This is a genomic window from Kangiella sediminilitoris (assembly GCF_001708405.1).
In the GTDB taxonomy this organism is placed as follows: Bacteria; Pseudomonadota; Gammaproteobacteria; order Enterobacterales; family Kangiellaceae; genus Kangiella; species Kangiella sediminilitoris.
Map to the genome: position 1 here is coordinate 2,362,550 of NZ_CP012418.1, position 14,211 is coordinate 2,376,760.

The following is a 14,211-nucleotide window of genomic DNA, read 5'->3' on the forward strand; positions in this document are numbered from 1 at the left end:
TCCAGCAATTAGGAGTCTTTACTCCAGGCTTCAGCTTCAAACTCCTTGTTCACTTCCGTACCCGTAATATGGTTGGTGTAGTTACTGATAGTCTTCATCGCTACACCAAGTACCACTTCCAGCACTTGCTGTTGGGTATAGCCCGCATCAAGGAATTTTTTAACCTTGCTTTCATCGACCCATCCACGCTGACGAACAACTTCCTGCGTAAATTCAATTAACGCATTAATCTTATCCTTGTCGCTGTCTTTCTGTTCACGAATAGCATTTACAATTCCTTCATCGACACCGACCATCTGTTTTGCAATGACCGAGTGTGCTGCAACACAGAATTCACAGTTATTTTCAACGCTGGCACTTAATAAAATAACCTGCTGTTCTTCCTTGCTGAAGCTTGAATTTTCCATCAACTTATCCAGCTGCATATAAGCTTTTAAAGCTTGCGGAGCCTCAGCTAAGTTCGCATATAAGTTTGGCAGAAAACCTAACTGTTTTTCCGCGCTTTCTAGAATACTTTTCGATTCTTCTGGAGCAGTTTCTGTTGTATGACTTGTAAATAAGCTCATCAATAAACTCCTGTGCCTTAATGAATGTACTCTTAAGAGTATCGGAAGCTGCAAATGTTACAGTTGATTCTTACACTGCCTTAAGAGTCTAATCTATCTACTAAAGACATGGCGATAGTTATTCAGATTTCAACAGCAGGAGCTTATTACCGTCAATAAACTAATTATCTAGCCTTTATGACGATCTGTTTTTCTTCCCCTGCTTCATCCTGCACAGTCAAGATAAGCTCTTCTCCCGGAGCCACTTCCATTAACTCCTGTGCATCATCAGTATCACAGCCGGGTATCCTGCAGTCTTCGATGGCGACAACTTTTTGACCCTTCTTTAATCCAGCCGCCTCGGCAGCAGATCCTTCGACAACACCGTCAACTTCAAAGCTTGAAATTTCAGGATTAAAAATGCCATCCACTCCAACATTCCCGGAAAAGCCCAGTGAGCCCTTTTCTTCTTCTGCTAATAAAGCTGATGAGCTCATGGTGGCTGCAACGGCAAACAAAACAATAATAATCTTTTTCATAGTATTCCCTTTTTATAATTAAAAACTCACTAATGAGACCATGGTTATCTCAATAGTTTCAGCTACATCAATAAGAATGACTATGCTAACGTCTGGATAATGAACGCTCGATTAATATCTGAATTTTTTCTCGTCCCAGGTAAGTGCGATATAACGTCAGCACCAAGATAGCTAGGGCAACAATTAGCATCAGCCATTCATGATGCATCATATGGGTTGCTATCGCACCAGCCATCACCCCAGCCATGACGAGACTTCCAATACTAGATACCTTCGGTATTAGCAACAAAACCACCGCTGCAATTTCTATGAAGCCAACCAGGTACATAAACCAGATGGGATAACCCCAGCGAGTAAATGCTTCCAATTCAAAGTTAAGCCCCATTAATTTCGCACTCCCTGATACCAGGAAGATCACCAGTAAGATCAGAACCACAACTTTACTTTTCATAGACCCTCTCTATTTCCAAACCCAGGCTTAACTGTGACTAATAGGATGGCTCAATAAAACCCGCATATTGAACACCCGATAACATCGCCATGTCACGATGAAATGTCGCCAAGTCATCGACATTAAACTTGCTTAAATGTTTGTGACCGCAAGCTCGTGCCATAATTTGCATTTGCGCTACTGAAACTTCAAAAAAGTTTTTCAGCTGTTGCGCTGATTTATCGATATCCAGCAACTGCCGTAACTCTTTCTTCTGGGTAGCAACCCCTGAAGGACAGTTGTTGGTATTACAGATTCGAGCAGCTACGCACCCTATCGCCTGAATCGCGCTGTTGGCTAAAGCAATACCATCAGCACCTAACGCCAGCGCCTTTACAAAATCCATCGGGGTTCGCAATCCGCCGGTTATTATTAAAGTGACCTTTCCGCTTGCTCCCTGTTCATCCAAAAACCGTCTTGCACGAGCAAGGGCCGGTATCGTCGGTACGCTGATATGATCACGGAATATCAACGGCGCTGCGCCGGTTCCTCCTCCTCGACCGTCCAGAATGACATAATCTGCGCTCGCCTCCAGAGCGAACTCAATATCACGTTCGATATGATTGGCGCTGAGTTTAAATCCAACGGGAATTCCCCCGGTAATCTCACGAACACGATCGGCGAAACGTTTAAAGTCTTTGACTGAATGAAGATCCTCAAATGTCGGCGGGGATACCGCATCTTGTCCTTCTGGCGTTCCACGCACTTCTGAAATTTTACCCACATTTTTATTCCCTGGAAGGTGCCCTCCTGTACCTGTCTTTGCCGCCTGTCCACCCTTAAAGTGGAAACTTTGTACACGTGTCAGCAACTTCTCTTTATAACCGAACTTGGCGCTGGCCAGCTCATAAAAATACCGTGAGTTTTCCTGCTGTTCCTCCGGTAACATTCCGCCTTCACCTGAGCATATGCCAGTCCCGGCCAGCTCAGCGCCACGCGCCAGGGCAATTTTGGCTTCTTCCGATAAAGCACCAAAACTCATGTCGGATACAAACAATGGAATATCCAGCTTCAGTGGCTTCTTTGCCTCAGGCCCAATCACCAGCTCTGTGCCTACCGGAACATCTTCCATTAGCGGCTGGGTCGACATCTGTGCCACCATAATTTGAATATCATCCCAATTCGGCAGTTTATATCGAGGTACACCCATCGCGCTCATGGGGCCATGCTGTCCCATCTTTTTGAGACCTTCCCGTGCCATCTGATGAATAAGCTCTACGGTTGGTTCTTCTTTGGTAGCCTTTGCTTCCGGAGCTTTGCCCTTTTTATCTTCTACACCCGGGCCTTCCTTACCTACATCCTCATCGGAAAACTGCTTATGCGTTCCATCGCAAAAGGGTGAGTCATTGGTATGCTTGCATTGACAGAGGTAGGCGTCACCATCTTCCTCAGCCACAAAACTTTTTGGCGTAAAATCCGTGCCCTTATGCGAGCCATCACAAAATGGCTGATTCTCAGAACGCCCACAGCGGCAGAAGTAATATTCTTCGCCATTTTTTAGCTCGACTTTCTTTGGTTTATTATCAGCAACAACAGGCTTACTCATGCTCCCTCCTGGCGCAATGTTTTCTCGTACTGCCCCTACTGTAAGCCCTGCTCATTTTTCATACAAGTTTATTTGCCAGAGGTTACTCTTGTGTAATTACATCCCATAAACTTTTTCCCAACCTCTTGCAGCCATCATGATCCCAGGCCACCGTTGTTCCATTTCTTTCCAGTTCCTTAAACGAAGTTTCGAGTATCAGGGATACAGCATCAAAATTTTCAGCAACGAAGTCAGTAGCCTTAGCACTGATATTACAGCTCGAATTACAGCAGCTTGTCTGGCAACAGGACTCCGAACTGTCTAAGCCATCATTGTCATAGTCATATACCAGTTGAAAGTCCGGATTAACTGAAGCTAATTTTTCCTTTATTTTGTTTCCAGATTTCATATCACCACTGACCATCATAAAGTTATGCGGAATAGCTTCATCTCCATGAAGATCAATGAATACGTCAACTCCATGTTTTAATAAAGCTTCACGCACATAAAATACTTCTGGGGCTTCTATCTTATCGGCACTATGCCAAACTCGGTTCAAGTTTATACCCGCATTATTGGTTCTATGATTACCTATCTGAGACCCATCGGGATTCATGTTGGGAACAATATAAAAATTTACTTCCGATAGTATTTGTTCCAACTTTGGCTCGTTTAAAATTGACTCTAACATACCCTCTATGACCCATTGCGACATACTCTCTCCGGGGTGTTGCCGGGCAATTAACCATACCTTTTTGTTATTCTTTTTTTTCGCCCTCAGCTTTATTAGCTCTATCGAGTTTTCTAGCGGTGTTTTACACAGTTCCTCTATCTCTACATACGAACTTTTTTTAAGTTTTTCTATAAGGTTGCTTTTCCTCTCCAGTGGATAGGGCACAAAGTAGGCGTAGTACACCTTTTGTTCTGTTGCCTGATGCTCAATCTTAAGCTCACCCTGTTCGAATATGGTGTCCACACGAAACCAGTTTTGTAGATCGTAAGAAGCAAAAGCTCTATACCCTTTCCATCCCATCAAATAAGTAGTCTTTCCTGCATTTACAAGACTTATTTTTTGAGTTTCCGGCTTTTCAGTTGTTACTGAAAAATAGAACCATTGACGGGTACAAGCCTTGCTATCTTTTGGTATTTCCAGTCTTATATCCCCTGCCCTTTTTGCAGAAAGTACGTTAACCGAACCACTTTCAAAATCTCCCCTGATACTAATCATTTCTTTCTCCTTTAAATAATAGTTAATAGCTCAATACTTATACCTGTCACACAAGCGGTAACAAAAACCAGCACAATAAACGCAACTAGAAGCGGCCAATGGAATAATTTTTTCAACATAATAAGCTCAGGCAGGCTGGCTCCCGCTCCTGCGATAGTTAAAGACATCACGGCACCTAACGCCATCCCCTTCGCAGCCAGTGAAGCAGCGATAGGGATCATGGTAGAAGCTCTTACGTACAAGAAAACCCCGATAATCGCTGAAAGCGGTATCATGATCAGTAAATGACGTGACGATAATTTGCTGAAGAGTTCTGAAGGAACAAATCCGTGCAGTGCAGCGCCCACAGCTACTCCTACCACCATGTATGGCAACATGATTCTCAGCTGACTCATTGACTCCCTGGCCAACTTCATCCCCAGTGACTGCTTTTTGTCGGAAGTGGTATTACTACAACTTGTTTTAGTACTGTTATGACACTTTGCCTGCTTTTCCTCTTCCCGAATTTTTACTTTTGAATCGCTATTACAAGACTCGTCCTGCATTAAATCTCTTCGAACATATCGCTCAAAGCCGAAGTTTTGCAATAAAACACCGAAGATATAGGCCATTAGCAATACGAACACTGAGTACACTATGGTTACCTGAGCACCAAATATCACCCAGAACAAAGCGACCACAAATGGGTTTAATAATGGCGATGTGAATAGGAAAGCCATTACCGGTCCGAATTTAGCCCGCGCTTTAAGAAGACCAACCATCATCGGCAGTGTCGAGCAACTGCAAAACGGAGTCGCTGCTCCGATCATCATCGCGATTCCATAACCATGATTGCCAGACAGCAATTGCCTGACCTTATCCTTTGGCAGGAAGTGATCCAGCAAGCTAACTAAAAAACTCACCCCAACAAATAAAATCGCGAGTTCCGCAAAAGTTGTGAGAAAAAAATCTAAGGCACTTTGCCATCGTTCAGATTCAAACATATGAAACCTCTTTCTTAATTTTATATTTCTAGATATATAGAAATATAGTCGTAAAAAATTTTAATTTGTCCCCTGGCAGCATTCTTCAGAAAGAAACTCTATTAAACTATCAAGTTCCTTATACTGCGCTTCACATCTTAGTACCCGCCCCTCTCGAATCTGTTTAACAAGACCAACTTTCATCAACCGAGAAATATGATGCGATAAGGTTGAGCCCGGAATATCCAGCTTCTGTTGAATAGCCGAAACCGCAAGCCCCTCTCGTCCGGCTCGGACCAAAGTACGGTAGATTTTAAGGCGGGTGGTATGTCCCAACTCCGCTAACTGTGCAGCAGCTTGTTCAACTTTCATGCCTGAAGTTTATAGCTAGCAGATACCAAGATCAAGACATTTCTAGAAATATCGAAATGTATTTATTACAGACTTAATTATTCCTTATTACGGGTATAAGGGGTAGGATTGGTAGTAATAGCTTATCGCAAAGGAGTTGCTATGACTTTTTACATTATTATTTCTATCGTGGCGTTACTGCTTATCGCTGGTGTAATTTTTCAACGTCGCAAGGACACTGACAAACAAACCTTCACTGCCCTTGCCGCTTTAGCTTTTGTGTTTGTCATTCTTGGCATTACCTTCGGCGAAGACCGCCTGATTGGCTACTCCCTCATTGGTTTCGGTGTGCTATTAGCCATCATTGATATTGTCCAACAACATCTTAAAACAAAAAAATAGTCAGTCGATTTACAACTTAATGTTATTAACGACATTACCCAATTAAGTAAATGTCTCTCTTCACTTTTGCTTTTGTCATTTTTACTTTTTATTTTAACTTCTGTAGGGTATTACTCGGAATTTAACAACACAAAAGGACTAATGACGTTATGAAAAAATTCTTTCCTTATATTTTTCTATTATTGCTACCCATTCTGAATGTCAGCGTGGCACACGAAAAAGTTAAAGACAAATCCGAAGAATTTAAAAAAGAAATCAACCAAGCCTATAAAGGTTTTACTAAGTTCCTGGAAGAAGGTAAGCCAATGGAACTAGCCAACGAGTATTACACCGAAGACGCTCACTTTTTCCCACCGACCGGAGGCATGGTCGAGGGTAGAGAAGCGATAGGTCAGGCCTTCAAACAAATGATTGAAGCCGGTTACACTATTAAAGCAGAAGCCAAAGATGTCGAAGACTATGGTCACCATATTTACGAATACGGCGTAGCGACTACGTATGACAAAGAAGGTAAATCGCTAGGCAAACAACGTTATGTTGTTATCTGGAAACTTGACGACGGGCAGTGGCGCATTCACCGCGACTTCGTCAAAGGTCGAATGATGGAATAGTACTTTATTATGCCCTCTTACTACTCTAAAGGGGGCTTAATCTTTACCTACTCGGTTCACTATTTATCTAATAAAGCGTAATCTTAATATAAGACTTCCCTAAAAATGGAGTTCTTATGGCCAAAAAGCACAAAGCATTACCACCCATTGTTTCTTCTGAGAAATGGCAAACCGCCATAGATGACTTTGTTGAGAAAGAAAAAGAGCTGACTCGCGCCCGCGATGCTTTAAATGCACAGCGTCGACGACTGCCCATGCGAAAAGTCGATAAGGCATACATTTTCCAGTCCGACAAAGGTGACATGAGCCTGCTGGATATGTTCGACGGTCGCAAACAACTCATTGTTTACCATTTTATGTTTGGCCCAGACTGGGACGCAGGATGTCCCGGATGCTCATGGGTCACGGACGCCATGACACACCCTGCTCACTTCCATGCACGAGACACCAGCTTTGTTATGATCTCTCGCGCTCCATTGGAGAAGCTTCAACAGTACCGTAAGCGCATGGAGTGGAATAAACCGATTCCCTGGTATTCTTCGCTGAATAACGATTTTAATTATGACTTTGGTGCCACCACCGACAACGGAGAGCAGCACGGCGTCAGCGTGTTTCTACGCGACGGGAATGATATTTATCAGACCTACCATGTCGGCGCACGCGGTGTGGAATATTTGGGAACTCACTGGAGTTATTTAGATTTAACTCCTTACGGTCGACAGGAAGAATGGGAGGACTCCCCCAAAGGATGGCCACAAACGCCAACCTACGAATGGCAAAAGCGCCATGATGAATACGAATAAATGAAAAACAGTAATCTGCTCCAGTGGCTGGCAGACATCGTGCTCATCCTGCACATGTCGCTGGTGTTATTTGTTGTCGGCGGTTTGGTCCTCATTGTTATCGGTAATATCCGCCGCTGGCACTGGGTCAATCGATTATGGTTCAGGTTGCTTCATCTAGCCATTGTTATCGTGATTATTGCTGAGGTCTGGCTGGGGATGGTTTGTCCCTTAACCACGCTGGAAATGTGGTTACGTCATCAGGCAGGTAATACAACATATCAGGAAGGCTTTATTGAGCACTGGGTACAAATGATCCTCTACTGGGATCTGCCTGCCTGGGTGTTTACCGCTGCATACTCAACCTTTGGTCTGCTGGTACTGCTCACCTGGATTTGTTACCCACCGCACTTCCGCAAAAACAGCCGAAACTAGCTGAGAATCGAATAACATCTAAAGGCTCAACATTTATGGCATTTTGTGCATTTCAAATAGCTGCTTTATTACAGCCGGAAAATTCTTATAAGTTGCGAATCCACATAAGCCTGTCTATATTAACCGGCAACAGTCTAGATAGCTCTCTCCTAGGAACCGCATGACTCCAGCATACGTAACACCAAGATTAAGTGTTTTTGAACTTACCAGCGACACGGGTCAGCGTGAAGTATCAGAGCTTCTGTCTCGACTGCCGAAGCTTCTCACTCCTGCTGTAACTGAGAATCTTCCACCTCACTTCCACGACATCACTTCGGATACGGATGCTCAGGCATGGTACGATAGGATGATGTCTGAAAGTCGTTTGTTTATCGTCAAGGAAAATGACAAAGACTCGATTATTGGATTGCTGTTCGCTTCTACCGAACATCCGCATAACGTTCATATCGGCTATCTGTTGGGAGAACACTACTGGGGTCAGGGTTTAGCCAGCGAATTGCTACAAGGTTTTATTCAACACGTAACGAAGACAGAAAACTGGACGACATTAGTCGGCGGCGTCGATAAACACAATAAAGCTTCGTCCCGACTGTTAACCAAGCTTGGCTTCGTTGTCAGACCAGCTGAGGACGAGCCCGTCGTATTTTACGAATATTCGCTGTATTCAGAGAAATAAACAACTATCAGGGAGGGAATCATAATCTAATGAGTCAGCCCGTTTTGACTATATTGAAAAACATTCTGCTCATTGCACTAGCATCTGTCCTGCTGGCTATCGCCTGCGGTTTATTACTTCCTTTTCTCCAAAGTTTGGGCCTCCTCGATGACCTCGGCGGACACGGACTCGGTAACTTCGCCTATCTTTTTTATGGTGCTCTGTTTGGCGGCGCACTTGGTTTAGTGCTTGCAATTTATATGGTGACGAAACACCCGCATCACCTTATCCGTTTTTTCACAGTACTAGCTGTTCTCGCCATTGTCGTGGTAGGCGCGGTTCTGATGTGCATCCACTTTTTTGGTATCAGCTGGTAAGTATAAGTAGGTTGGGCTAAGCATAGCGATGCCCAACGAATATCAAGTGTTAGGGTTCATACATTCACCCGGTGCTCTCCCTCTGGGTACAACCTTTGAATGATAAAACGCTTAATGTACGAATAATATCCACTTTCAAGTAAGCCAATTAAGCTGTTCGCCTGCGAAGTACTGCCGCATTAACACTTAGCCGAATAACCATAAGGGAAATAGCAACTCTCTCCTTCCCTCCTTAATTTATTCATCTCACCAATTCTTTCCGAGAGCTCATCGCAGTGAATACTTCGGTTTGCACCGCTATGTTGATTAATCTTCGTATGCAGCTCATAAGCACGACCAACCAGCCAACGACATTTTGCTGTGCTATTTCTAGCGACTAGCTGCTGCTTCAGAATGGTTGGATTAAGAGGCTTATCACTATAGCTTGAACTTGTCCTACGCTCTTCACGCCTCATTGGTTTTGCTTTTTCCATTTCAACCACGCTATAACCATCTTCTGACAACTCTAAATTCTGGTATTCCCCTTTTGTACGTGGTCTCTCTGAAATGACTACATTTCCTTTCTCATCTTTCCAGGTATACAGTGACGGCTCCCTTTTATTGATAGTAGTAACGTTCTCATTTTTAATTACGGGTTTCTGAGTAGGTTTTTGCGGATCTTTGAGTAAGTTCCTATTCGGCGGAACCGTCTTCTGGCTTGGTACTTCTTTAACTTTATACTTACGATCCATTTCGTAATATTGATAGATAGTGAATATGCCGAAAAATAATAAGACAAAACACATTCCAATAAGTATTCCGATTAAATAGCGCATTACACTTCCTTGTATATAGTTATGATTCAAGTCTACCCAACAGATTATGATATTTGAAGCCATAAAACCTATTTGGCTTATTTTTCACAACTAAACCTTTTACTGACCAAGCGCATCTTAATAACTAACAATAGCAGTAAAAAGGATATGGGGAATGAGGATCATCTATGCGCTTTTGACGTCACTTTTGGTGTCGTCATGTTACGTTGCGGCAAAGCAGGAACTTCAAGATACAGACAATCAGTCTTCTCGCGCCAACAATATCGAACAAAACTTAACGCCGATTTATTCCATTAAAGGCAAAACGCCCCGCAAATCGATTCAGGATTTTATGCAGAGGGATAAGATTCCGGGCCTGAGCATGACCTTTATTGATAAAGGGCAAATCGCCTGGACCAGAACCTATGGCTACTCCAATCTTGAGAATAAAACCAAGGTTACCAAGGACACGGTTTTCGCTGCGGGCTCAGTCAGTAAGCCCGTCTCGGCCACTGCGGCGCTGGCTTTGGTCGATCAAGGCGTTCTAACTTTAGACAGCGACGTTAATCAGTACCTTAAAGGCTGGACAGTTCCCGAGAACGAATATACCAAGAATGAAAAAGTAACACTGCGCAGGCTCATCAGCCATACCGCGGGTTTTAATCGATACTTCCACTCACGCTATTCTCCTAAAGAGCAGATGCCGACGGTGGAACAAATGCTAAGCGGAGAAGCACCATCCAAGGATCAGCCAGCGAAACTTATCTATGAGCCTGGCTACGGTTATAAATATTCCAACCCCGGCTATTTAGTGCTGGAAGAATTGCTGACCGACGTAACGCAACAATCTTTCGTAGAGACGCTGGATGAGCTGGTTCTAAAACCTTCAGGCATGAGCCACAGTTCTTTTCAGCAACCTATCGCAGCTCATCTGAAAGACAAGAAAGCAACCGGGTATTCTGCAAACCAAAAACCGTACCCTTATCGAGCCTACTCTTTTAAAGCGCTTGGCGGACTCTGGGCGACATCGAATGATTTAGGCAGATGGCTTATCACCCTGTTAAATGATCATCACGCAGGAACCAACACGCTTTTATCGCAGAAGCTGACCAATCAAATTTTTGATCAGGATGGTAACAGACTCAGCTTCGCGCTATGGGCGTGGAAAGATGATATTGTATTCCGCCACACAGGCCATAACCCCGGCTTCACCTCCTTTGTCTTTGGCTCGGTCAATAACCAGCAGGCCATCGTAGTCATGACTAACAGCGATAACACACAGGACCTGTTTGATCATATTCAACGAGCCGTCGCCGAAGAGTACCAGTGGGACTACTTCAGACCTGAAGCTTATGACGTGTATCAGGGCGAAACCATTGACCTGCTAAAGATTTCGCGTCAGTTCGAATGGAATGGTAACTACATGAACTTCAGCGATGAAGAAGATGGCTTCTATATGCAAATCAATAACGAACGCTTCTTGCTGGTTCCTATCGCCAAGAATCAGTTCTTATCGCCAGACAATTCGTTAAAAATTATTTTTGATGAAGACAATTTAGATCAGGTCACAATCTGGAAAGCTAACGGCGATAGAACCACCGCGAACAGGATGTAGCCGCATGAATCCCTTAAACAAGTTGATTTATATTTTTGCTGTGGCGCTATGCTCCTGCGCCACAACTAAACCAGTGCAGCCAACCATCAAGACCAGTACCGGCAGAGACATTAAGGTCGCGGAGTTTGAACAGTTTGTTGAGCAGAAAATGCAGCAGCATGATATCCCGGGGCTGTCTATCGCTATCATTACTGACGACGAATTAACCTACAGCAAAAACTTTGGCGTAAAAAATAGTCTCACCAAAGAGCCTGTCGCGCCTGATACCTTATTCGAGGCTGCCTCGGTTTCTAAACCGCTATTCGGCTTTTTTGTTTTACAGCAGGCCGAGAAAGGCGTGATCAATCTCGACCAGCCTATTGCCGAATATTATCAGGACGATGAGATTGATACTCAGGATCCAAACCACAAACTGTTAACCGCACGGATGATCCTTAATCACAGTTCGGGCTTTGTGAACTGGCGTGAAAAATCAGAAGATAACAACAAAAAAGACAAGCTACGTTTTACCTTTAAACCGGGAACCCAATACGGTTATTCTGGCGAAGCCTATCAATACCTTAAGCGAGCCCTGGCCTATCAACTATCATTGTCGGATATTGAACTAGACCAATACTTTCGTAACGAAAACAGCAGCTACTTCGACACCAGCGACATGGCCTTCACCTGGAAAGAAGAATACGCAAAACGCAAAGCCTATTCGCACCGAAACGGTGAACCAACGGACAACAGCTCGCAAGGCCCAGCCGACTGGTTTGGCTCGGCAGGCAGTTTACACACCGACGCCAAGAGCTACGCACAATTCCTGCTCTATCTCATGCAGCACCAAAACCACAGCCAAGAACAAAACCAGAATCTTGCCCAACAATCTCTAGCACTGCAAAACGATTTACCCAAAGTACCGAACGGCAACTATCGAAGCCTGCTCTTCCCCTACTGGGAAGTCGACGGCGAAATCCGCTTTGCCCACTCCGGCAATAATGGCGACACTCGCGCCTACTGTCACTTCTACCAAGACAAACCCTTTGGCATCGTCATGTTCAGTAACACCGACAAGTTTTTTGCTTCGCAATTCGCTAAACAAATCCTGGGTTATCTTGACGAACCCTACCCTTACCACTAACTTTTGAAGTCTATAGTCTTGATACAACCGTGCAATGCGCATCTGCATTAAAGCACAAACAACTCGTCATGATCTGGGGCGGAGCAAACTCCATACAAGGCTACAGCGACTATAGGTGGCACTACTAGTGTTAAAGGACTTGGCTCACCGGGGCTGATCCTGCATTTGATGAAGGATGTTTGTCGATAATGTGCTTGAAAAAAAAACGCCATAAGAATGGCGTTTTTGTAGCTACGAATTTTGTTAGTTCTTTCCTACCAGCTCTTTAAAGCATTCTCCATAACTTGGGTAGAATCTTCCATTTTTTTATTTTCATTTCTGAAAAAACGACGCTCTATCAAATCCTTACGATCTAGTTTGCGGCTTTTTTCCTTCTTAGTTTCTGTTCCTAACATCATAGTTTTCCCCCTTGCGTTAATGCCTATAATAGTTATCAAAAAAGTGTCGATTGAACTCCGGTTTGAAGTAATGCTTCCTTTTAACCCAAACAAAACCGTCACCTTTCGAAATAACTGCAACATCTACAGGACCACCAACGGATTCTGCAGCATCTGACATTTTCATCCTTAATGCTACCATACTTACTAATGATTCTGCCATCTCTATTAACTCATTCTTTGGTAAAGAGTTTATTACACTTGCCATTGGGCTTAAGTGCTCACTAACAATATAGCTAGAAATATCTTCTTTACTGGATTCCGCACATTTACTCATTTCTTCTACTAGCTTATCGGTATCAAACTCAATTTCCGCTAACTTTTGCAGTGCACCACTGTCTTTTAATAAAGATATGTATTGATTTTTAAGTGTATTACTATATTCATATATATACCCTTCTAGAATTGGATCTACACCTCTTATAAAACTCCTAGCAGTGTTGGTTTGTGCAAATGTAATTACATCGCCTTGGCAGCCTTCTTCGTTGGTGCTTTCATGGATAGAAGATTGAGATTTTCTTATTTTGTTATTGAACATTACTCCGACATTAAAAGCCTGAAGTTGTGGAAATAATTCTTCTTTCCCGTATCCAGCTATTACTACCTCACTATATACAATAAAACTTCTTCGAATTATTAATTCTCCGAGTAAATCGACTAAAGTTTTAAAATCTTCATCTTTGAACTGCTCAACCGCATAACCCAATATTGATTTAGACATATCAATAACAGTATCTGAATACTCTTCTATGAACTTCTCTTTGTCTTCATCATTAAAGTTTTTTAATATCTCACCTTCTTTAGCTTTTTCTTTCTCATTATCAATCAATTGTAAAGTCAACTCATATGCTCGAGCTTTCAACTTCTGATAATCAAGCTCTTGATCTAGCTCTTTATCAAAGCAATTCAATATTAACTTCTTTAGTGACTCGATTTGCTGCCCCACTCTCTTCTCACATAAACTTCTCTGTACATTTTCAGTAAAGTATTTACTCCCATTACCAACCTCTAAGTATGACCAAAAATGCTCTACATACTCAGAGAGAGTACTAAATACACCGTCCCTAAGCTCTTCTCTAAAGTCTTTTATTAAAGTTTCCCAAGGAACATGCATGTAGTGACTTGAACCATTGATCATAATTCCTATAGGTTCATATTTAGAAAGCATGAATAATTTATTTGCTGTATTGTATACTTTTCCATTATTTAAAGTTGCTGCACTATCAGCGGCTAAAGCAACTCCATATTGGTTAATCACTGCTACTTCTGCTGTCATTATTATCTCCTTTTTTATTTATTTTTATCGTTCATTAGTACTAACTTACCACTAACCCGCTAAT

18 protein-coding genes are annotated in these 14,211 nt (G+C 42.9%); 8 read left to right on the plus strand and 10 right to left on the minus strand.

Annotation, left to right across the window (positions count from 1 at the left end):
* Nucleotides 1-8: 8 nt before the first annotated feature.
* From KS2013_RS11130 to KS2013_RS11160, 7 genes are all read right to left on the minus strand, one after another.
* On the minus strand, nucleotides 9-566 hold the full coding sequence (locus KS2013_RS11130; RefSeq protein WP_068993860.1) for a carboxymuconolactone decarboxylase family protein: 558 nt from the start codon (nucleotides 564-566) through the stop codon (nucleotides 9-11).
* A gap of 164 nt (nucleotides 567-730) precedes the next feature.
* Nucleotides 731-1,084 (minus strand): PDZ domain-containing protein, encoded by a 354-nt coding sequence (locus KS2013_RS11135; protein ID WP_068993861.1) that lies wholly within the window; start codon nucleotides 1,082-1,084, stop codon nucleotides 731-733.
* 85 nt (nucleotides 1,085-1,169) lie between these two features.
* Nucleotides 1,170-1,535, minus strand: a complete 366-nt coding sequence (locus KS2013_RS11140; protein ID WP_068993863.1) for a DoxX family protein — start codon at nucleotides 1,533-1,535, stop codon at nucleotides 1,170-1,172.
* Nucleotides 1,536-1,572: 37 nt separating this feature from the next.
* Nucleotides 1,573-3,120 carry a glutamate synthase-related protein gene (locus tag KS2013_RS11145; RefSeq protein WP_068993865.1) on the minus strand — a complete coding sequence of 516 codons (1,548 nt, stop codon included), beginning with the start codon at nucleotides 3,118-3,120 and terminating at the stop codon, nucleotides 1,573-1,575.
* 82 nt (nucleotides 3,121-3,202) lie between these two features.
* Entirely contained in the window at nucleotides 3,203-4,327 is a 1,125-nt protein-coding gene (locus KS2013_RS11150) for a M14 family metallopeptidase (protein WP_068993867.1), read from the minus strand.
* Nucleotides 4,328-4,338: 11 nt separating this feature from the next.
* Nucleotides 4,339-5,310, minus strand: a complete 972-nt coding sequence (locus KS2013_RS11155; protein ID WP_068993870.1) for a permease — start codon at nucleotides 5,308-5,310, stop codon at nucleotides 4,339-4,341.
* Nucleotides 5,311-5,370: 60 nt separating this feature from the next.
* On the minus strand, nucleotides 5,371-5,661 hold the full coding sequence (locus KS2013_RS11160) for an ArsR/SmtB family transcription factor (protein WP_068993872.1): 291 nt from the start codon (nucleotides 5,659-5,661) through the stop codon (nucleotides 5,371-5,373).
* Between the two features lie 141 nt (nucleotides 5,662-5,802).
* Here KS2013_RS11160 and KS2013_RS11165 point away from each other — a divergent pair, with 141 nt between their 5' ends.
* The 6 genes from KS2013_RS11165 to KS2013_RS11190 all read left to right on the plus strand — a co-directional run bounded on the left by KS2013_RS11165 (nucleotide 5,803) and on the right by KS2013_RS11190 (nucleotide 8,902).
* Entirely contained in the window at nucleotides 5,803-6,042 is a 240-nt protein-coding gene (locus tag KS2013_RS11165) for a hypothetical protein (protein ID WP_068993875.1), read from the plus strand.
* A gap of 149 nt (nucleotides 6,043-6,191) precedes the next feature.
* Nucleotides 6,192-6,653 carry a YybH family protein gene (locus KS2013_RS11170; RefSeq protein WP_068993877.1) on the plus strand — a complete coding sequence of 154 codons (462 nt, stop codon included), beginning with the start codon at nucleotides 6,192-6,194 and terminating at the stop codon, nucleotides 6,651-6,653.
* Between the two features lie 116 nt (nucleotides 6,654-6,769).
* Nucleotides 6,770-7,456: a DUF899 domain-containing protein gene (locus KS2013_RS11175; RefSeq protein ID WP_068993880.1), complete on the plus strand. Its 687-nt coding sequence runs from the start codon at nucleotides 6,770-6,772 to the stop codon at nucleotides 7,454-7,456.
* A complete protein-coding gene (locus tag KS2013_RS11180) occupies nucleotides 7,457-7,870 on the plus strand; it encodes a DUF2784 domain-containing protein (RefSeq protein ID WP_068993883.1) in 414 nt (137 codons plus the stop codon).
* A 160-nt stretch (nucleotides 7,871-8,030) separates the two neighbouring features.
* Entirely contained in the window at nucleotides 8,031-8,546 is a 516-nt protein-coding gene (locus KS2013_RS11185) for a GNAT family N-acetyltransferase (RefSeq protein ID WP_068993885.1), read from the plus strand.
* Nucleotides 8,547-8,575: 29 nt separating this feature from the next.
* Complete coding sequence (locus tag KS2013_RS11190; protein WP_068993888.1) at nucleotides 8,576-8,902, plus strand: hypothetical protein; 327 nt, start codon at nucleotides 8,576-8,578, stop codon at nucleotides 8,900-8,902.
* A gap of 179 nt (nucleotides 8,903-9,081) precedes the next feature.
* Here the strand turns inward: KS2013_RS11190 and KS2013_RS11195 are convergent, their stop codons facing one another.
* Nucleotides 9,082-9,717 (minus strand): DUF4124 domain-containing protein, encoded by a 636-nt coding sequence (locus tag KS2013_RS11195; RefSeq protein ID WP_068993891.1) that lies wholly within the window; start codon nucleotides 9,715-9,717, stop codon nucleotides 9,082-9,084.
* A 154-nt stretch (nucleotides 9,718-9,871) separates the two neighbouring features.
* Between KS2013_RS11195 and KS2013_RS11200 the strand changes: the two genes are divergently transcribed.
* A complete protein-coding gene (locus KS2013_RS11200; protein ID WP_068993895.1) occupies nucleotides 9,872-11,311 on the plus strand; it encodes a serine hydrolase domain-containing protein in 1,440 nt (479 codons plus the stop codon).
* Nucleotides 11,312-11,315: 4 nt separating this feature from the next.
* Entirely contained in the window at nucleotides 11,316-12,434 is a 1,119-nt protein-coding gene (locus KS2013_RS11205; RefSeq protein WP_068993898.1) for a serine hydrolase domain-containing protein, read from the plus strand.
* Nucleotides 12,435-12,688: 254 nt separating this feature from the next.
* Here the strand turns inward: KS2013_RS11205 and KS2013_RS11970 are convergent, their stop codons facing one another.
* On the minus strand, nucleotides 12,689-12,832 hold the full coding sequence (locus KS2013_RS11970) for a hypothetical protein (RefSeq protein ID WP_156768998.1): 144 nt from the start codon (nucleotides 12,830-12,832) through the stop codon (nucleotides 12,689-12,691).
* A 16-nt stretch (nucleotides 12,833-12,848) separates the two neighbouring features.
* Nucleotides 12,849-14,147 (minus strand): hypothetical protein, encoded by a 1,299-nt coding sequence (locus KS2013_RS11210; RefSeq protein ID WP_068993900.1) that lies wholly within the window; start codon nucleotides 14,145-14,147, stop codon nucleotides 12,849-12,851.
* Between the last annotated feature and the right edge of the window lie 64 nt (nucleotides 14,148-14,211).